The following is a 20,252-nucleotide window of genomic DNA, read 5'->3' as shown; positions in this document are numbered from 1 at the left end:
ATTTTCAGTGCCTTCTGGATCACTTCGCGATTGTAGAAGCGGCCATCGCCGCCGATCACCAGCGTCTTGCCTTCGAAGCCATCCAGCGAATCGAAGATCGACTGGATGAAGTTCTCCGCATAGTTCTCCTGCTGGAACACCGGAACCTTCTTGCGCAGTCCCGATGTGCCCGGTTTCTGGTCCGCATAGGGTTTCGTGGTGACGGTGGAAATCATGACGTTACTGGCCTTTCGACACGAGGCGTTGATAGAGATCGGCATAGAGGGCCGCGCTCCGGTCCCAGGAGACGTCGGATTTCATGCCCTGCTTCTGCATCTGCGACCAGAGCTTCTGGTCTTCATAGAGACGGATGGTGCGGCGGACGGCCCGGCGCAGCGCATCGGCCGTGACCGGTGCAAACTGGATGCCGGTGGCGACACCCGCGGAAATTGCTGCTTCATTGGCATCGATCACGGTGTCGGCCAGACCGCCGGTGCGGGCGACGAGCGGAATGCAGCCATAACGCAGCGCGTAGAGCTGGGTGAGGCCGCAGGGCTCGAAGCGGGATGGAACAAGGATGACGTCGGCGCCCGCCTGCATCAGATGGGACAGCTTTTCGTCGTAGCCCAGCACCATGCCGACGCGGCCACGGTGCCGGCTGGCGGCCGCCTGCAGCGAGGCTTCGATGGCACTGTCGCCGGAGCCGAGAATGGCAAGCCTTGCACCGGCATCGACAAATTCGTCGATGATTTCGCTCAGAAGGTCGAGGCCCTTTTGCCATGTCAGCCGAGATATGACGCAAAACAGCGGTCCGTCATCGCTGTCCAGGCCAAAACGCTTGACCAGCGCTGCCTTGTTGGCCGGTCGTTTTTTCAGTGTGGTTGCCGAGTAGTTGGAAGCGAGGAGATCATCGCTGGCCGGATTCCAGACGTCGGAATCGATCCCGTTGACAATGCCATAGAGATCGTCGGAACGGCCGGCGATCAGTCCTTCGAGACCCATGCCGAATTCATGGGTAAGGATTTCCTCGGCATAGGAGGGGCTGACGGTACTGACGGCGTGAGCCGTGACAAGGCCACTCTTCAGGTAGCTCAGGGTGCCGTAGTATTCGAGCGCCTCGCTATAGGCGTGCGGCGGCAGTTCGAGATAGGGGAAGAGTTCGGCAAAGAACTGCCCCTGGAAGGCGATATTGTGGATCGTCATCAGGCTCGGCTTTTCCGGGGCCTCGGCGTACCGCATGTAGACCGGTGTCAATGCGCCCTGCCAATCGTGGACATGGACAAGGTCCGGTTCGAAGCCGGGCAGGGCGCCGGCTGCAATCTCGGCGCCTGCCTTGGAGAGCACGGCAAAGCGTTTCCAGTTGTCGGGATAGTCTCGCGCATTGCCGTCGACATAAGGGCCACCCGATCGCTCATAGAGCGCCGGGCAGTCGAGCACGAGAATATCCAGTCCATCGTGGTGGACCTCAAGCAGCGTCACCTGTTCGCCAAGCAGGTTGTCGAACTGGTGCACCTTCTTCGGTTTCTTGATCGCCTTCATCACGGCCGGATAGCCGGGAATGAGCGTCCTGGTCTCGATCGCATAGGCGCCGAGTGCCAGGGGCAGGGCACCGGCGACGTCCGCGAGGCCGCCGGTCTTGATCAAGGGATAGAGCTCGGAGGCGACCGAAAGAACTTTCATGGATTTGGCTAACCCAATTTGTCGATCATCGCCTGGGTAATCAGGCAAATCCCGTTTTCACTGCGGCGGAAGCGCTTGGCATCCATTTCCGGATCCTCGCCGACGATCAGGCCTTCGGGAATGACCACGCCATGGTCTATCACGACATTTGTGAGCCGCGCATGACGCCCCACCTGGACCTTGGGCAACACGACGGCACCTTCGAGACGGGAATAGGAATTGGCCCGCACGCCGGTGAACAGCAGGCTCTTGTAGAGCGACGAGCCGGAGATGATGCAGTCGCCGGAGACCAGCGACGAGATCGCCGAGCCGCGGCGGCCTTCGTCGTCATGGACGAACTTCGCTGGCGGCGTGTTTTCGGAATAGGTCCAGATCGGCCAGGACTTGTCGTAGAGGTCGAGTTCCGGAACGATGTCGGTCAGGTCGATATTGGCCTGCCAGTAGGCGTCTATCGTGCCAACGTCGCGCCAGTAGGGGGTGCGCTCGAAATCGGAGCGGACGCAGGAGCGTGCGAAGCGATGGGCGACCGCCTTGCCGCTCTGGACGACGTAGGGAATGATATCCTTGCCGAAGTCGCGGCTGGAATTCGGGTCAGCGGCATCACGGCGGAGCAGATCCATCAGGAACTTGGTGTGGAAGACATAGATGCCCATCGAGGCGAGCGCCATGTCTTCATTGCCGGGAATGCCTGGCGGGTCGGCCGGCTTCTCGACGAAGTCGATGATGCGGTCGGTTGGATCGACATGCATAACGCCGAAGCCGACAGCCTCCATGCGCGGCACTTCCAGGCAGCCGATGGTGACATCGGCGCCAGTGTCGACATGCTGCTGGAGCATCTGCTCGTAGTCCATTTTATAGATATGGTCACCGGCAAGGATGACCATATATTCCGGACCGTAGGGCTCGATGATGTCGATGTTCTGGAATACGGCGTCGGCCGTACCCTCATACCACTGCGTTTCCGACACGCGCTGCGAAGCCGGCAATACGTCGAAGCTTTCGTTACGTTCAGGGCGGAAGAAGTTCCAGCCGAGTTGCAGATGGCGGATGAGTGAATGGGCCTTGTATTGTGTGGCGACACCGATGCGGCGAATGCCCGAATTCAGGGCGTTGGAGAGTGCAAAATCGATAATGCGTGCCTTGCCGCCAAAATAGACGGCGGGCTTTGCCCGGCGATCTGTCAATTCCTTGAGACGACTGCCGCGGCCACCGGCCAGAACATAGGCCATGGCGTCACGCGACAGGCTCTTGGTCCGCTTTTCTGTCATATTTTCCTCCCCTTACTGTTCCAATTCCAGCATGATCACGGCCAGAGGCGGTAGTGTCATCACCGCCTTTGCCCAGCCCTCGCCAGAGGTGTGGGCCTCCACCCGACCACCATTGCCCTTGCCGCTGCCGCCATAAATTTCGGCATCGGTATTGATGATTTCACGCCAGCGACCACCCGCAGGCAGGCTTATGCGATAGTGCGAATGGAAGGTCGGCGTCAGATTGCAGATGACGGCGATCGGTTTTTCGCCCGGTGCCTTGCGTAGCCAGGCAAAGACGGAATTGTCCTGGTCCTCGCTGATCAGCCACTCGAAGCCCTCGCCCTCGCAGTCGCGTGCATGCAGCGCCGGCTTCGAGCGATAGGTGAGGTTGAGGTCGCGGATCAGGCGGCGCATGCCTTCGTGAGGTGCGTATTGCAGCAGGTTCCAGTCGAGGGACTGGCTCTCGCTCCATTCGCTCCACTGGGCAAATTCCTGTCCCATGAACAGCAGCTTCTTGCCGGGATGGCCCCACATGAAGCCGTAGTAGGCACGCAGATTGGCAAATTTCTGCCAGTCGTCGCCGGGCATCTTGGCGATCATCGAGCCTTTGCCATGCACCACCTCGTCATGCGAAATCGGCAGGACGAAGTTTTCCGAAAACGCATAGAGCAGACCGAAGGTCAGTTCCTGATGGTGATGCTTGCGGTGGATCGGATCACGGGCAAAATAGCTCAGCGTGTCATGCATGAAGCCCATGTTCCACTTGAAGCCGAAGCCAAGCCCGCCCTCGTGAACCGGCTGCGACACTTTCGGCCAGGACGTGCTCTCCTCGGCAATGGTCATGATGCCGGGATGGCTGCCATAGACATGGCTATTCATCGACTGCAGGAAACGCACGGATTCGAGATTTTCGCGCCCGCCATATTCATTGGGCACCCATTCGCCCTCTTTGCGCGAATAGTCGAGATAAAGCATCGAGGCGACCGCATCGACGCGCAGGCCGTCGAGGTGGAATTTCTCGGCCCAGTAGAGGGCATTGTTGATCAGGTAGGACAGGACCTCGATGCGACCGAAATTGTAGATCGCCGTGTTCCAGTCGGGGTGAAAACCCTGGCGCGGATCTTCATGCTCGTAGAGTGCCGTGCCGTCGAAATGGCGCAGGCCGTGGGCATCGGTGGGGAAATGCGCCGGCACCCAGTCAAGTAATACGCCGAGGCCGACCTTGTGGCAGCCGTTGACGAAACGGGCAAATCCTTCCGGTTCGCCGAAGCGCGCCGTCGGGGCAAAGAGGCCGGTCGTCTGGTAGCCCCAGGACGGATCATAGGGATATTCGGAGATCGGCATGAACTCGATATGGGTGAAACCCATGTCGACACAGTAAGGGATCAGGCGTTCGGCCATTTCGTCCCAGGTCAGCAGCGAGCCGTCGTGGTGACGCTGCCAGGAGGCGGCGTGAACCTCGTAGATCGAAATCGGCTGCTGTCGCTGGTTGATCGACGCCCAGTGCTTGCGATGGTCTTCGTCTTCCCAGACCTGCTCCAGTTCGGCTGCTGTTACCGAGGCATTCTTCGGGCGCAGTTCGGCACGGCGGGCATAGGGATCGGCCTTCAACGGCTGCAAAGCGCCATCCTTGCCGATGATCTCGAATTTATAGGCCGAACCCGTGCGCACATCCGGGGCAAAGATTTCCCAGATGCCGGTGTCGCGGCGCAACCGCATGACATGGCGGCGGCCATCCCATTCGTTGAAATCACCGACGACCGACACGCGACTGGCATTCGGCGCCCAGACGGCAAAATGGACGCCGTCGACACCCTGATGCTTGAGCGGATGCGCGCCCATCTTGTCGAACAGGCGCAGATGCGAGCCTTCGCGGATGAAATAGTCATCCATAGGGCCGAGGATCGGGCCGAAGCTGTAGGGGTCGGTGACCGTCCATTCGGCATCGCCGCGCGATGCGCGGTAGCGCACCGGCTGCAAGGCCTGGACCTTGACCGGGCCGGCGAAAAAGCCGGCCTGATCGAGGCATAACAATTCACCGATCACGGCACCGTTCAAGGTGGTGGCGGTTACCGTTTCGGCGCCCGGCACGAAGCAGCGCGCGACATATCCGCTGCCGATCTGGTGCATTCCCAAGATCGCGAAAGGATCGTTATGGGTGCCTTGGATAATTGCCTGCACGTCCTCAGCCGGCGGTGTTTCCGGCTTACCTGTCTCACCGATCTTCTTCGGCGATCTTGCCATCAAGCTCTCCAGATGTCCGCGTTGTACTGGCGGATGGTACGGTCCGACGAGAACCAGCCCATGCGCGCGGTATTGCGGATTGTTTTCGAGTACCAGCCAGGTGTGTCGGTCCAGATGTCGTCGACCTTGCGCTGGGCCTGGGTATAGGCGTCGAAGTCTGCGGCGACCATGAACCAGTCATGCTGGTAGATGCCCTGCATCAGCCCGGCATAACGCTCGCGATCGTCGGGTGAAAACACGCCGGAGGAAATCGCCGCAAGTGCCTGGGAAAGGTCGCGGGACGCATCGATCGCCGCACGCGGATTGTATCCATCGGCGCGGACGCGGCCGACTTCGTCGGCGGTCATTCCGAAAATCACGATGTTTTCCTCTCCGACATGATCCCGCATTTCGACATTGGCACCATCGAGGGTTCCGATGGTCAATGCTCCGTTCAACGCGAACTTCATGTTCCCGGTTCCCGATGCTTCCATGCCGGCGGTCGAAATTTGTTCGGAAAGGTCGGCGGCCGGCACCATGACTTCGGCGAGCGAGACGTTGTAGTTCGGCACGAAGACGACCTTGAGCAGGCCACGGACCGAGGGGTCGTTGTTGATGACGCGGGCGACATCGTTGGCGAGCTTGATGATCAGCTTGGCGTTGTGGTAGCTTGGCGCCGCCTTGCCGGCGAAGATCTTGACGCGCGGAACCCAGTCGCGTTCCGGATGCGAGCGCATCTGGTCGAACAGGGCAACGGTTTCAATGATGTTGAGCAGTTGGCGCTTGTACTCGTGGATGCGCTTGATCTGGATATCGAACATCGCATTCGGGTCAAGCCGGATGCCCATGCGGCTCGCGACAAGCGCTGCGAGCTTTTCCTTGTTGGCACGCTTCACGGCGGCGAATTTCTGCTGGAAGCTCGCATCGTCGGCGAAGGCATCGAGGGCCGTCAGCTTGCTCGCGTCGTCGAGGAATTCGGGGCCGATGGCCTCTTTGATCAGCGAAGTCAGATCCGGGTTGCACTGCATCAGCCAGCGGCGCGGCGTGATCCCGTTGGTCTTGTTGTTGATGCGGGTCGGATACAGCTTGTGCAGGTCGGCAAAGACCGTTTCCTTCATCAGTTCGGTATGCAGCGCGGAAACGCCGTTGATCGAATGCGCGCCGATAAAGGCCAGATTGCCCATGCGCACCCGGCGATCGCCGCTTTCGTCGATCAGCGAGATCCGGCTGATTTCACTGTCGGAGAAACCGCGGTTCTTGCGCGCCGCCAGCAGGATCTTGGCGTTGATTTCATAGACCAGCTGCATGTGCCTCGGCAAAAGCCGTTCGAACAGCGGCACCGGCCAGCTTTCCAGCGCTTCCGGCAGAAGGGTGTGGTTGGTGTAGGAGAAGGTTTTCGAGGTGATGTCCCAGGCCGTGTCGAAATCGAGGCCATGCACGTCGACGAGCAGGCGCATCAGTTCGACAACCGAGACGGCGGGATGGGTATCGTTCAGCTGGACGGCGACCTTGTCGGGCAGGGCGGCGAGCGTATTGCCCTGCTGCAGGTGACGACGGACGATGTCCTGCAGCGATGCCGAACAGAAGAAATATTCCTGCCTGAGGCGCAGTTCCTGGCCGGCCGGCGTTGCGTCGGCGGGGTACAGAACGCGGGTCAGGCTTTCGGCCTTGTTGCTTTCGCGCAGCGCGCCGATATGGTCGCCGGCGTTGAAGGCATCAAGCAGGATCGGGTCGATCGGCTGGGCAGACCACAGGCGCAAGGTGTTGACGCGTTCGCCGCGCCAGCCGACGGCCGGGGTATCGTAGGCGGTGGCAATCACGCGCTCGCCCTGTTTCCAGACGTAGCGCAACTCGTCTTCCGGGCTGGTGATCGTCTCGACCGTGCCGCCGTAGCCGACTTCGTAGGAGCTTTCGCGACGCTCGAATTCCCAAGGGTTGCCATGTGCCAGCCAGCTTTCCGGCAGTTCCACCTGCCAGCCCTCGGCCATCTGCTGGCGGAAGAGGCCGTGCACATAGCGGATGCCGTAGCCATAGGCAGGAATGTTGACGGTCGCCATCGATTCCATGAAGCAGGCGGCGAGGCGGCCGAGACCGCCATTGCCAAGGGCAGCGTCCGGCTCGAGGCCGGCGATGACGTCGAGGTCGACGCTGAGCGAGGTGAGGGCCTGGCGAATATCCTCCATCAGGCCGAGGTTCGACATGGCATCGCGCATCAGACGGCCGATGAGGAATTCCAGGGACAGGTAGTAAACCCGCTTGCCATTGTTGTGGTAGGTGGTTCGGGTCGATTCCATCCATTTGTCGATGATGCGGTCGCGCACCACGAGGATGGTTGCCGTCAGCCAGTCATGGGGGGTCGCGACCTTGGCATCCTTGCCAATCGCATAGGTCAGCTTCTCCATGATTTCGGCAGCAAGGGCATCCGGATCGGATGCGATGCGCTTGGGAAGGGGAAGGTCAGCTGCGTGGGGAGTTTTGATCATCGGTCCGCCTGGAGTTGCTGGGTCATCCGGGCCGTCACCGATTCTTGAGCGCCGGTGATCGTCCCCCTCACATGCAGTTTACGCACTGATATGAAACAGTTGCAACAGGCCAAAGGCTGCCATCGATAAAATGTCGGAGCCTTTTGTTCCCTCATTAAGCTTTTGAGATTTCGACTATATCACCGAATACTTCGTGACCAAAAAAAGCCGCGGCCTTGTTGGTCGCGGCTTTTCAGCGGATTTTGCCACAACGCTTTGGCTAGGCTCAGTTGGTCAGGCGAGTCGAAGCCTGGGTTGCCTTCTCGCCGATCTCCTTGAAAGCCGCGACCAGTTCGGCAGCATTGCTCGCATCGTAGTAGTGCGACGTGTCGGTGGCGCATTTGCCGAGGAGAGCCTGGCCACGGCTCGGCGCCATGAAGGCGACCGTGAAGATCTCGACACCAGCCGCCTTGGCAGAGGTGCAGGTTTCAAGCGTCTCGGTGTCGGCAATGGAGTAGTTGTTGTCACCATCGGTCATGAAGACGATGAACTTCCCCGGGGTCTTGTGGCCGTTCTTGCTCTTGTGGGCATCGACTTCGGTCGACTTGATGATGTCGGAATACGCTCTTGCCATCGCATCGGACGAATCCGTTCCGCCGTCTGCAACCAGTTTCTGGACATAGGTCAGGGTGTGCGTGGTACCCCAGTCGAAGCTGACCGGGGTGTACATCTTGGCTTCGTAAGACACGGCAGCCGTACGGACATATTTGTTTTCCGGATCTGCCGTGTTGAGCTGGGTCGTCAGATTGGCGACCGCGAGCTTCAGGGATTCAATCTTGGTGTAGTATTTGGTGCAAGTCTTGCTAACCCAATTGCCCTTTTTGTTGTATTTGCCGCAGTCGTAGGTCGGTGTTGCGGCATTGACCGTGCTGGTGTCTTCCGCCATCGAGCCGGAGCGGTCGAGGACAAGATACATAGACAGGGCGTTCTTGCTCTCTGTCGTGCTCCGTGACGTGCTGGTCACGCTGAGCTTGACCTTGTCCCAGCCGAGCAGAGCGGTCAGGCCGTTGGTCGGCATGTTGTAGTAACCGGAAAGCGTTACGTCGAAGGTCTTGCCGGATTCGGTGGTGGTGTTGCGCTCCACCGAGCCGATCGCATTCTTGTCGACCGTATCGTCCTCCGCTCCATCTATGTCGCTGCCGCTCTCACCGTTGATGTTGCTGAACTGCGCCGCCATAAACTTCTTGGCCAATTCGATGGCCGCTTCATCGGTAATGCCATCGGCGGCCAGCGCCGAAGCGGCCGCCAGTGTTGCGGCGTCGGCTGAATCCTGGAGTGCTGCCCTGATCTGAACCATCTTGTTCAGGTCCATGGCAACACCTGCGGTCGCAAGTGCCACGGGCAGGATGATGGCGGTCATCATGCCGAAATTGCCGCTACGGTCGCCCAGCAACCGTGCAAGAAGCGTGTGCTGTCTGTTGGTTTTAGTCATCATGTCCATCCAAAGGCAGTCGGTTGGATGGGTTATAGCTTGGGAAATGTTGTGTTCCGGCTAAAACGACCGGTAAAATTGTTCGTAAATGCGTTTCTTATTGCTTCACCGGGATCACATCGACGGCCTGATCTGTCTTGTGCTTGCCATAGGTTTTCAGAACGCCGATGACCGGCGCGACGTCCGAGTAATCCCGGCCATAACCGACGACGATGTGATCCGTGCCGGCGGGGATATTGTTGGTCGGGTCGAGTTCCACCCAGCCGGTGGTCTTGCCGCACCAGACGCGAACCCAGGCATGCATGGCATCGGCGCCTTCGAGACGTTCCTTGCCGGGTGGCGGGATGGTGCGCAGGAAGCCGCTGACATAGCCGGCGGGAATGCCGAGGCTGCGCAGTGCTGTAATCATCACATGGGTGAAGTCCTGGCAAACGCCATGCTTCTCGCTGAAGGCTTCCGCGGGCGAGGTATCGACCGTGGTTGCGTCTGCGTCATACTTGAAGTCGTGATAGATGCGCGAGCAGAGCTGCTCGCCCACCTGGCGCACCGTCATGCTCGGCTTCAACTCCTCGCGCGCATAGGCGGCGATATCCTTGTCGCGGGGCAGGCGCGGGCTTGTGCCGATGAAATGATGCGGCGATTCCGCGTCCAGCGTCCAGGTCTCGGCAATCTCCTGCGGCAGGCGGTCGAGGATCGGCGAAAAGTCGACGGTGATCGGCTGCGGCTGTACCAGCACCCGGGCGTGCATGCGGATATCCAGTTTCTCATGCGGTGCGCGCAAGATCGCATGGCTTGCCGGATGACGGAAGAAATCGACGAAATTCATCAATTCATCCGGTTCCGGGCTGATGGTCACGGCACCGGCGATCAGGCGCTGCCGGTCCGGCAGAGACAGCGGCAGCAGGCGCAGCATGTGGTGCGCCCCGGATGCCTGGGCCTCGTAGCGATAAGCGAGATGGAGCGACACATCGTACAGCATCGGGTCAGCCCAGATAGGTTTGCGCGAGGATGTCGGAAAGCTTTTCCAGCTCGCGTTCGAGGTTCGCATAGACCTCGGCGGTCATGGTTTCCGGTGTCATCACGGCCAGGCCGGAATGCAGGCGCATGGCCTCGCGGGACATGCGCGACATCTGGCCATTGATCATGGCGTTCGGCAGTTGCTCGACCTCGGTGCGGATCTCGTTTAGCTGGAACAGGATCGAGCGCGGGTTGAGCGGATCGAGCGCCAGAAGATCGGTGACGGTGAGGCTGGCCGTCGAGACATTGTAGCGGCGGCGATGGGTCATGACGTTGTCGCCAATCTCCAGCAGCATGTCGAGCGCGCCATCGGGGGCGTCGGGTCCGGTCATGTGGCCGAGCAGGCGGGTCATGTGCAGGCCGCGCTCCAGCAGGCGGCCGATGGTGAGGAAGCGCCAGCCGGTGAAGCGGTACATGTTTTCGTGTACGAGACCGGCAAAGCCTGCGAGCTTGCGCAAGAGGATGGTCATCGCATGGGCCGCATCGTCGCCCGGCTTGACGCGTTCGTGGAAGCGCTTGGCCGTCTTCGACAGGTCGGTCAGCGCCAGCCAGCCATCGGGCGAGAAACGGTCGCGAATATTGCTGGCGGAATAGACGGCACTGTCGATGTTGCGCAGCAGGCTTTCCGGCACGCCGTTCTTTGTGTCGACATCGATATCGGACAGGTAGTCGGAGACGAAGGCGAGAAGCGGCTGGTCCGGGTTGGCGCTTTCGGCAAAGCGGGCATGCCAGGCGCGCAGGATGCGCAGCACACCTTCGGCGCGCTCGATATAGCGGCCCAGCCAGAAGAGATTGTCGGCGGCCCGGCTCGGCAGGCTGCCCGGCATGTTGCGGGTGAAGCTTTCTTCGGCCGGCAGCAGCGACGTGCGATCGACCGGCTTGTCGGACACGATCCAGACATCGGCAGCACTGCCGCCCGACTGCATGGCGATTGCCGACACATCCTTGCCGCTGCCGATGCGGGCAAAGCCGCCGGGCATGATCTGCCAGCCGTTCTTGGTGCGGGCCGCAAAGACGCGCAAACTCATCGGACGCGGGCACAGCTGGCCATTGATGATCGCCGGCGTGGTGGACAGCGTGACCACTTCCTGCCCGACGAGATTGCCGGCCTCGGCCTCCAGCCATTCGGCGGCGGTGCGGCCCTGGCTGTCCTTGTAGCGCGAGCCCATGACCGAGCGGCCATTGTCGTCGAAGAAGGGCAGGCGGGAATAGGCCGAGCCGATGACCATGCGGTCGAGATGGCGCGCGACATGCTCGCGTTCCGCCTTTTGACCGCACCACCAGGTGGCGATCGACGGCAGCTTCAGCTCCTCGCCGAGCAGATGGCGCGAAATGGTCGGCATGAAGGCGAGCAGAGCGCGGGTTTCCAGAATGCCGGAGCCAAGCGCATTGACGAAGGAAACGGCGCCATTGCGCAATGCCTCGACCATGCCGGGCGTGCCGATATAGGAGTTCTGATCGAGTTCCAGCGGGTCGGCAAAAGCTGCGTCAAGGCGGCGCCAGAGCACGCTGATCGGCTTGAGGCCGGCCACGGTGCGCACCATGACCTTGCCGTTGACGACGGAGAGGTCTTCGCCCTCAAGCAGCATGATGCCGAGATAGCGGGCGATATAGGCGTGTTCGAAATAGGTCTCGTTGGCGGGGCCTGGCGACAGAACGGCAATGCGGTCGTCATTGCCCTGTTTCTGGCCCTGAAGTGCCGAGCGGAAGGCGCCGAAGAAGGAGGCAAGCCGGTGCACATGGGTTTCGGCGTAGATGTCGGAGAAGGCGCGTGCGGTTGCCACGCGATTTTCGAGCGCAAAGCCCGCCCCCGACGGGGCTTGGGTGCGGTCGGCCAAAACCCACCAGTTGCCATCCGGGCCGCGGCCGATTTCGAAGGAACAGAAATGCAGGTAATGGCCGCCGGCCGGCTTGATGCCGACGAGGGGGCGCAGGAATTCCGGATTTGACGCGATCAGTGCCGGTGGCAGGAAACCCTGCTGCACGAGGGTGTTGTCCGAGTAGATATCGGCAACGACCTGTTCGAGAAGATCCGCGCGCTGGACCAGACCATCGGCCAGAACCTGCCATTCGGCGTCGGAAATCAGCACGGGAATATGCGAGAACGGCCAGGCGCGCTCGCTGCTGCCGTCCGAGCCATAGGCGCGGTAAAACACGCCCGCATCGCGAAGGTAGCGATCTGCCCGGGCAAAGCGCTCGTGCAGTTCGTGTTCGGTCATCTTTTCGATTGCCGAGACAAATGGCTGCCAGACCGGGCGGATCTTGCCCTGGGGATCGATCATCTCGTCGGCGGCACCCGCCACCGCGCGGTAGCGGGCCGTGCGGGCCGCGCTGGCGGGTGCTTTGGGCGGGGTCTTTTCCGCTGCCGGTTTATTTGCCATCAAATCAGATACCCTGGGGTCGTCTCAGGTCCAGTGTGTGCGGGTATTCCGGCGACACGGTCTCGGGCCAAAGGGGATAGGAGCCGGCTGTATGGCCCCATGGCTCGAAACGTGCAAGCCGTCGGGCTTCCGCTTCATTCCCATTCACAGGGAAAGTGTCGTAGTTCCGGCCACCGGGATGGGCGACGTGGTACACGCAGCCGCCGATCGAGCGTCCAGACCATATATCATATATGTCGAATGTTAGCGGTGTGTTGACGGGCAGGACCGGATGCAGGCCCGATGCCGGTTGCCAGGCCTTGTAGCGCACGCCCGCCACGGCGACTTCGTTGATGCCGCTCTTGCGCAGCGGAACGCGTCGGCCGTTGCAGGCGAGGGCATAGCGTTCGGGATTTGCCGTTTCCAGCTTCACCTGCAGGCGCTCGACGGACGAATCGACATAACGGACCGTGCCGCCGATCGCGCCTTGTTCGCCCATGACATGCCAGGGTTCCAGCGCCTGGCGCAGTTCCAGCTTTGAGCCCTCATATTCCACCTCGCCGGCGAAGGGAAAGCGGAATTCGAGCTGGGCGGCAAACCACTCGGGCTTGAAGTCGAAACCGTGGTGGCGAAGATCGGCCAGCACTTCGAGGAAATCCTGCCAGATGTAGTGTGGCAGCATGAAGCGATCATGCAGCGAGGTGCCCCAGCGGACGAAATTGCCGCCGATCGGGTTTTTCCAGAAACGGGTGATCAGCGCGCGAATCAGCAATTGCTGGGCCAGCGACATGCGGGCATTCGGCGGCATTTCGAAACCGCGGAATTCGACTAGGCCCAGGCGTCCGGTCGGGCCGTCCGGGGAAAACAGCTTGTCGATGCAGATTTCCGAGCGATGGGTGTTGCCGGTGACGTCGATCAACAGGTTGCGGAACAGCCGGTCGACGAGCCAGGGCAGAGGCGGAACTTCGCCCGTATCCGGCATGGGGATCTGCGCCATGGCGATCTCGAGTTCGTAGAGACTGTCGTGGCGGGCTTCGTCGATGCGTGGCGCCTGGCTGGTCGGGCCGATGAACAGGCCGGAAAACATGTAGGAGAGCGAGGGATGGCGCTGCCAGTGCAGAACAAGGCTCTTCAACAGGTCGGGGCGGCGCAGGAAGGGGCTGTCATTGGTGCTGGCACCACCGACCACCACATGGTTGCCGCCGCCGGTGCCGGTGTGGCGACCGTCGATCATGAACTTGTCAGCGCCCAGGCGGCAGAGGCGTGCCTCTTCGTAGATCGCCGTCGTGGTCTCGACGCAGTCTTCCCAATTGTAGGCCGGATGGATGTTGACTTCGATGACGCCCGGATCCGGTGCGACGCGGATGACGTTCAGGCGCTCGTCATGCGGCGGCGTATAGCCCTCGATATGAACCGGAAGGTTCAACGATTCCGCGGCCCGCTCGGCGGAGGCGACGAGGTCGAGATAGTCCTCCAGGGCTGCCGTCGGTGGCATGAAGATGCATAGCCGGCCGTCGCGAACCTCGACGGAGATCGCGGTGCGCACACGTCCGCCGATTTCCTCGTAGGACTGGCCCATCTGCTGCTGCTGGCCGGTATCGGTCTTCAGCGAGTGCTCGGGCATGACCCGGCCCTTCTCGGTGGAGAAATCGGGCAGCGGCGGCTTTTCAACCGTCGGATCGTCCGGGTTGATATAGGGGTACCAGGATGGCGAGACATAGGGCAGCGCATTCAGCGGCAGGCGGAAGCCGACGGGGCTGTCGCCGGGGATCAGATAGAGCTGGCCGCGACGGGTGCGCCATTTCTCGCTGACCCAGGTACGGCCCGATGCGCGGCTCTGCCAGGCCTGGACCGGCAGGACATAACCGGCCGGATTGGTCAGGCCGTTGCCGAAGACCCTGGCAATGCGATTGCGTTCTTCCGGGTCCTTCAGCTTGGAATTCGACGGATCGACATTTTCCGGAAGATTGCCCTCCTTGACGATCCATTCGGCCGGATCCTCATAGGCCGGCGCGACATTTTCGGGCGGGATGGCGAGTTCGACCGCGATCGCTTCGAGGAGCCGGCCGGCATCCGCCTGTTCGACCTTGTGGTCGCGGTTTTCCAGCGCGATCAGGTCGGGATTGTTCCATACCGGCAGGCCATCGCGACGCCAGTAGAGCGAGAAGGTCCAGCGTGGCAGACTTTCGCCCGGATACCACTTGCCCTGGCCATAATGGAGAAAGCCGCCCGGGGCGAAGCGCTCGCGCAGGCGGCGGATGAGGATATCGGCCTTTTCCCGCTTGGTCGGGCCGACGGCTTCGGTGTTCCATTCCTCGGACTGGAAGTCGTCGATCGACACAAAGGTCGGCTCGCCCCCCATGGTCAGGCGCACGTCGCGGGCCTTGAGCTCGGCATCGACCTTGCGGCCAAGCGCGTTGAGCGAATCCCAGCTGTCGTCGGAGAAGGGCTTGGTGATGCGCGGATGTTCGGAGACGCGTTTCACCTGCATGTCGAAGGCAAATTCGGTATTGGCTTCGCCGAAATAACCGCCGGAGATCGGCGCTGCATTGCTGAAATGCGGGGTGGCGGCCAGCGGAATATGGCTCTCGCCGGTCAGCAGGCCGGATGTCGGGTCGAAACCGATCCAGCCGGCACCGGGAATATAGGCTTCGCACCAGGCATGCAGATCGGTGAAATCGACTTCGGTGCCGGACGGGCCGTCAAGTGCCTTCAGATCGGGTGTGAGCTGGATCAGGTAGCCGGAGACGAAGCGCGCGGCGAGCCCGAGGCGCCGCAGGATCTGGACGAGAAGCCAGCTTGTGTCGCGACAGGAGCCCCTGCACGAATTCAGCGTTTCATCCGGCGTCTGGACGCCTGCTTCCATGCGGATGACATAGCCGATTTCCTGCTGCAGCCTCGCATTCAGCGCGACAATCATGTCGACCGTGCCCTGTCCGGGCGTCATGTCGATCGTCTTCATGAAGGCTGCGAGCGCCGGGGTTTCCGGTTCCGGCTTCATGTAGATCGCCAGGTCGTCGCGAATGTCCGCCGGATAGTCGAACGGCCATTTGGCCGCTTCTTCCTCGGTGAAAAAGTCGAACGGGTTGTAGACGCTCATGTCGGCGACGAGATCGACCTCGATCTTGAACTCGGTCACCGGATCGGGGAATACGAACCGGGCGAGATAGTTGCCGTAGGGATCCTGCTGCAGATTGACGAAGTGATTTTCCGGCGTGACCTTGAGCGAGTGGCTGATCACCTTGGTCCTGGAATGGGCGGCCGGTTTCAGCCTTATGATCTGCGGCCCAAGCTTGATTGGATTGTCGTATTTGTAGTGGGTGAGGTGATAGATGCTTGCCTTGATCGACATACGGTCCGCTTGCCCTGTTCGCCCTTGTCATTGCCGAATACACGGCTGAACGATGATCTTGTGCAATGCAGCGGCATAAAGCAAGCGGACCCTGACGACTGTTGTCGCAGGGCCCGATTTTAGTGCGGTATTGGCGAAGATCAGCTTCGGCCGAACTCATCCACCAGACGGATGATGTCATCTTCTCCCAGATAGGAGCCGGTCTGGATCTCGATGATTTCCAGCTGGATCTTGCCCGGATTGCCAAGGCGATGCACCGATCCTTGCGGAATATAGATCGACTGGTTTTCGTGCAGGATGGTCACCTTGTCATCAATCGTGACCTCGGCCGTGCCGCGCACGCAGACCCAGTGCTCGGCGCGGTGATGGTGCTTCTGCAGCGACAGCTTCTTGTCCGGATGGACGAACAGGCGCTTCACCTGGAAGCGTTCGCCATTGAGGATCGAGGTATAACCACCCCAGGGGCGCAGCGATGTCGGATGATTTTCCGTCAGATAGGCGGTCTTTTCATCGGCCGCGAGAAGTTTGACCAGCGAACCGACGCTCTGGCTGTCGTCGAGCCGTCCGACATAGACCGCATCTTCGGACGCAATGACGGCGACGCCTTCCATGCCCTGGACTGCGATATGGTTGTGGCGCGACATGACCAGCGAGTTCTTCGTGCCGACGACCGTCGCGTTGCCGGTCACGACATTGCCGTCCTCATCGCCACCGTCGAGTTTCCAGATGGCGTCCCAGGAGCCGAGGTCGGACCAGACGATCGGAGCCGGGACGACTGCGGCGTTCGCGGTCTTTTCCATGACCGCGTAGTCGATCGAGATGCTGGGAGCCTGAGCAAAGCTTTCCGCATCAAGACGGGTGAAGTCTAGATCACCCTTGGCCTTCTCGATGGAGGTTGCCACCGCCGACAGCACTTCCGGCGCAAGCGTCTCCAGCTCTGCGATCATCTGTCCGGCGGAAAAGACGAACATGCCGGAGTTCCAGGCGTAGTTGCCGCTGGCGAGCATCTGCTCGGCTGTCTCGGCGTTGGGTTTTTCGACGAAGCGTTTCACCGCAAACGCGCCGTTGCCAAGCGCTTCGCCAATTTCGATATAGCCGTAGCCGGTGGCAGGTTCGGTCGGGGTAATGCCGAAGGTGACGATCTTGCCGGCGCGGGCAGCTTCGGAAGCTTCGGCAATACAGCGGCGATAGATATCGTCGATGGTGATTTCGTGGTCAGACGGCAGGATCTGGATCAGCGCATCCGCGCCATGGCGTTCACGGACCACCAATGCCGCCGCTGCTACAGCCGCTGCCGTATTGCGGGCTTCGGGCTCGAGAATAATGCCGTCGAGCCTGGTGTTCAGTTCGCGGGCCTGTTCCGCCACGAGAAAGCGGAAATCCTCGTTGGTGATCACCAGGGGCGCTTCGTAGATGGTGCTGTCGGCGACACGCAGCATGGTCTTCTGCAGCAAGGTTTCGTCACCAAGGAAGCGAATAAACTGTTTGGCGGCCGTGGCGCGTGAGAGGGGCCAAAGCCGGGTTCCCTTGCCGCCGGCCATGATGACCGGAACGATCTTGCTGCTCATGTTGTCTAGCCTTTCAGTCTCTGGGCGGGCAGAGGGCTGCCCTGGTGCGTATTCGCGCGTCCGTTTCGACCTCGGATGAGGCGTTGTATGGTGCGCCGCGCAATTGTGGAACGCGGCATCAACAGGTTTGTTACATATTTTGTTCCCTTTTTCCAAGGGGCCCTGCCTTCCTCCATTTGGGTGAAAGTGAAACCGTGTCGCATGGTTGGCATTGCTGCACAGGTCATCCTGTGATCAATTCCGCCGGCAGAGTTGCCGGATGGTTCCGCCGCCGGCCGTCGATAGTACAAACTCCCAAGGCGCCCATTCGTGACCCATCCCGCACCGCTTTTTGATGTCCCTGTTGCCCCAGTCATCCCTGTCATCGGCGAGAGCCAGGGGTTCCCCGTTCACCGGATCTTCTGCGTTGGTCGCAATTATGCAGCCCATGCGGCTGAAATGGGCAATGCGGTCGACCGTACGGCGCCGTTCTATTTCAACAAGCCGCCGACCGGCCTGCTGCTCAATGGTTCGACCATGCCTTATCCGCCGGGCACCAGTGATTGTCACCACGAAATAGAGTTGGTGATTGCGATTGGGGCTCCGGCGTTCCGGATTGCAGAAGACGCCGCCGAGAGCATCGTCTACGGCTATGCGGTCGGGCTCGACATGACCCGTCGCGACCTGCAGCAGGTCGCCAAGGACAAGGGACGTCCGTGGGATATGGGCAAGGGCTTCGAGGGCTCGGCGATCATCAGCGCGATCACGAAAGCGGCCGACTTCACGCCGGACACCCAACGCATTGCGCTGGCGGTCAATGGCGAGACGAAGCAGGTGGGACATTTCACCGATCTCATCTGGTCGGTTGCGGAGATGATCAGCCATCTGTCGCGCTACTATCACCTGACGCCGGGCGATCTGATTTACACCGGCACGCCGTCCGGGGTTGGACCGGTCGTCGCGGGCGATGTGCTGGTCGGAGAGATCGAGGGGCTGGAGACGCTCGAGATCAAGATCGGACCGGCCGAGTGACGTTGCGACGAAAGCGGCCGGCTGATGGCTGCCGGTGAGGATGCGGCCGCCGATGTTGTTGTCGGACGCGCCTGCGGCAGTTGTTCGCTCTGCTGTATTCTGCCCGATATCGACGAATTGGAAAAACCGGCGAATATAGTCTGTCGCCATTGCGTGCCCGGCGGCGGCTGCCTGAGCTATGCGGCGCGGCCGCAGACCTGTCGTGATTTTCTCTGTCTCTGGCGGACCGAGCCGCTATTGGGGACGCATTGGGATCCCGCCGTCAGTCACATGATGATCTATGTCCAGGGACCGCAGACGACGGTGCTGGTCGATCCCGCGCATCCGGCAATCTGGCAGCAGGAACCCTATTTCGGCGAGTTGCGCCAGCGGGCGGGGGAGGCGCGGCGCCGGGGCGGCTACCTGATCGTCTATGTGGGCGATGACGTGACGGTGGTGGTCGAGTGACGTCACCGGTCTCCTGGGCCAGGTCTTGCCGGCGGGATCGGGGCGCGCTCCCCGGACGGACTAAAGCGAAAAGGCTTGCCGTTTCCAGTAAGCCTTTCGAAGTCATTGGCTCTTGCCGTCCCGCCAATGCTGCGGGGGCACCGTTGGAGCCTGCGGTCAGAATACGGCCAGATACTTCAGCATCGAGATGATGCCGATGATGATGACGACGATGCGGGCGATCTGCTTCGCGCGGGCATCAACGGGCAGCATGCCAATCAGATAAAGGACCAGAACGATAACCAGAAATGTAATTAAGATGCTGATCAGAACAGATGTTCCCAATTCCCCAACTCCTTGAAGTGGCGCAAAATCGCGCTCTACACCAGTAACTATGGCACGATTGGAACAAGGAAAGGGTGGTTGGAAAAAATCTCGACGATTCGGTAGCCTCACCTTGTTTCCGACACAATGCCCTCCTATATCAGCGTCATCGGACTGCTTATGAGCGCTGGAAGTTTCTGTCGCTCGCAGTCTGGATGTCGCCTTAGACTTTTGACCACGGATGTACTGGCACTGGTGAGTAGGCGATAATGAGGAAGGTCGGTGCGATTTCGCCCCGGCCTTTTTTGTTGTCTTGCGGATAGATCGCGACGTCGTGGTCGGTTGCGAAAGCGCCGGTGACATTTTCCGGCGCGTTGAGCCGGCGGCTTGGTTCAAGCTGCTCGCAGTGAGCCGCCCTTTCGCGACCGCCATCCGGTTTCTTTTCGAAACGAAAATTCCAGGCTTCGGTGTGCTTAAAAGCACGGCCCCGTGCCTCGGCGCGTTCTATGGGCCCAAATGGAAAAAGGGCTTGTCGTTTCCGACAAGCCCTTGATTTCTCTTAATTCGAATGGTGGGCGTGACAGGGATTGAACCTGTGACCCCTACGATGTCAACGTAGTGCTCTCCCGCTGAGCTACACGCCCATCCGATGGCGGCTTAAGACCACAAAACCCCGGCGCCCGTCAATAGGCTTTTTGGAGTTTTGTGAAGAGTTTTTTACAAGCTCTTCGACAGGCCTTACGCAGCAAGGAGTTTGTTCACTTCGTCGACGAGGTCGCGAAGGTGGAAAGGCTTGGAAAGAACCTTGGCGTCCTTCGGAGCCTTCGAATCGGCGTTCAGCGCGACGGCGGCAAAGCCGGTGATGAACATCACCTTGAGGTCAGGGTCGAGTTCGGTGGCGCGGCGCGCCAGTTCGATCCCGTCCATTTCCGGCATGACGATATCGGTCAGGAGAAGCGAAAAGGGCTCTTCGCGCAGGCGGTCATAGGCGCTGGCACCGTTGTCGAAGGAGGATACTTTGTAGCCCGCCTTTTCCAACGCCTTGACCAGGAACCGGCGCATGTCGTTGTCATCTTCGGCGAGAAGGATTTTCTGAGTCATTTATGGA

At 60.6% G+C, this 20,252-nt stretch carries 13 protein-coding genes, 1 tRNA gene and 1 pseudogene; 2 read left to right on the top strand and 13 right to left on the bottom strand.

Annotation, left to right across the window (positions count from 1 at the left end; all coding sequences use genetic code 11):
- The 10 genes and pseudogenes from PDO_RS22390 to PDO_RS22345 all read right to left on the bottom strand — a co-directional run.
- Nucleotides 1-215 (bottom strand): annotated as a pseudogene (locus PDO_RS22390) (alpha-D-glucose phosphate-specific phosphoglucomutase); the annotation flags it as partial.
- A gap of 4 nt (nt 216-219) precedes the next feature.
- Complete coding sequence (glgA, locus tag PDO_RS22385; protein WP_007607216.1) at nt 220-1,659, bottom strand: glycogen synthase GlgA; 1,440 nt, start codon at nt 1,657-1,659, stop codon at nt 220-222.
- Between the two features lie 8 nt (nt 1,660-1,667).
- Entirely contained in the window at nt 1,668-2,927 is a 1,260-nt protein-coding gene (gene glgC, locus PDO_RS22380; protein ID WP_007607215.1) for a glucose-1-phosphate adenylyltransferase, read from the bottom strand.
- A gap of 12 nt (nt 2,928-2,939) precedes the next feature.
- Complete coding sequence (glgB, locus tag PDO_RS22375) at nt 2,940-5,153, bottom strand: 1,4-alpha-glucan branching protein GlgB (RefSeq protein ID WP_007607212.1); 2,214 nt, start codon at nt 5,151-5,153, stop codon at nt 2,940-2,942.
- Nucleotides 5,153-7,615, bottom strand: a complete 2,463-nt coding sequence (locus PDO_RS22370; RefSeq protein ID WP_007607209.1) for a glycogen/starch/alpha-glucan phosphorylase — start codon at nt 7,613-7,615, stop codon at nt 5,153-5,155. The genes glgB and PDO_RS22370 overlap by 1 nt, the downstream gene beginning before the upstream one ends.
- A 265-nt stretch (nt 7,616-7,880) precedes the next feature.
- The gene (locus PDO_RS22365) at nt 7,881-9,086 is read right to left on the bottom strand and encodes a TadE/TadG family type IV pilus assembly protein (RefSeq protein ID WP_037075110.1); all 1,206 of its coding nucleotides are present in this window, start codon (nt 9,084-9,086) and stop codon (nt 7,881-7,883) included.
- Between the two features lie 97 nt (nt 9,087-9,183).
- Nucleotides 9,184-10,065, bottom strand: a complete 882-nt coding sequence (locus tag PDO_RS22360; protein ID WP_007607204.1) for a transglutaminase family protein — start codon at nt 10,063-10,065, stop codon at nt 9,184-9,186.
- A gap of 4 nt (nt 10,066-10,069) precedes the next feature.
- Complete coding sequence (locus PDO_RS22355; protein ID WP_007607202.1) at nt 10,070-12,484, bottom strand: circularly permuted type 2 ATP-grasp protein; 2,415 nt, start codon at nt 12,482-12,484, stop codon at nt 10,070-10,072.
- 4 nt (nt 12,485-12,488) lie between these two features.
- Complete coding sequence (locus PDO_RS22350) at nt 12,489-15,815, bottom strand: transglutaminase family protein (protein WP_007607200.1); 3,327 nt, start codon at nt 15,813-15,815, stop codon at nt 12,489-12,491.
- A 140-nt stretch (nt 15,816-15,955) separates the two neighbouring features.
- A complete protein-coding gene (locus PDO_RS22345) occupies nt 15,956-17,383 on the bottom strand; it encodes a mannose-1-phosphate guanylyltransferase/mannose-6-phosphate isomerase (protein WP_007607198.1) in 1,428 nt (475 codons plus the stop codon).
- Nucleotides 17,384-17,692: 309 nt separating this feature from the next.
- Here PDO_RS22345 and PDO_RS22340 point away from each other — a divergent pair, with 309 nt between their 5' ends.
- Complete coding sequence (locus PDO_RS22340; RefSeq protein WP_007607195.1) at nt 17,693-18,394, top strand: fumarylacetoacetate hydrolase family protein; 702 nt, start codon at nt 17,693-17,695, stop codon at nt 18,392-18,394.
- Nucleotides 18,395-18,418: 24 nt separating this feature from the next.
- The gene (locus PDO_RS22335) at nt 18,419-18,841 is read left to right on the top strand and encodes a hypothetical protein (protein WP_007607193.1); all 423 of its coding nucleotides are present in this window, start codon (nt 18,419-18,421) and stop codon (nt 18,839-18,841) included.
- A gap of 156 nt (nt 18,842-18,997) precedes the next feature.
- Here PDO_RS22335 and PDO_RS28670 read toward each other — a convergent pair whose 3' ends face one another.
- The 3 genes from PDO_RS28670 to cpdR1 form a co-directional block, all read right to left on the bottom strand.
- Nucleotides 18,998-19,165: a Thivi_2564 family membrane protein gene (locus PDO_RS28670; protein WP_007607192.1), complete on the bottom strand. Its 168-nt coding sequence runs from the start codon at nt 19,163-19,165 to the stop codon at nt 18,998-19,000.
- Nucleotides 19,166-19,713: 548 nt separating this feature from the next.
- Nucleotides 19,714-19,788, bottom strand: a tRNA-Val gene (locus PDO_RS22325).
- A 94-nt stretch (nt 19,789-19,882) separates the two neighbouring features.
- A complete protein-coding gene (gene cpdR1 / locus PDO_RS22320; protein WP_006726917.1) occupies nt 19,883-20,245 on the bottom strand; it encodes a response regulator CpdR1 in 363 nt (120 codons plus the stop codon).
- Nucleotides 20,246-20,252 lie beyond the last annotated feature (7 nt).

Source organism: Rhizobium sp. PDO1-076 (assembly GCF_000247475.1).
GTDB lineage: Bacteria > Pseudomonadota > Alphaproteobacteria > Rhizobiales > Rhizobiaceae > Allorhizobium.
This window is presented reverse-complemented; position numbering and strand designations above follow the sequence as displayed.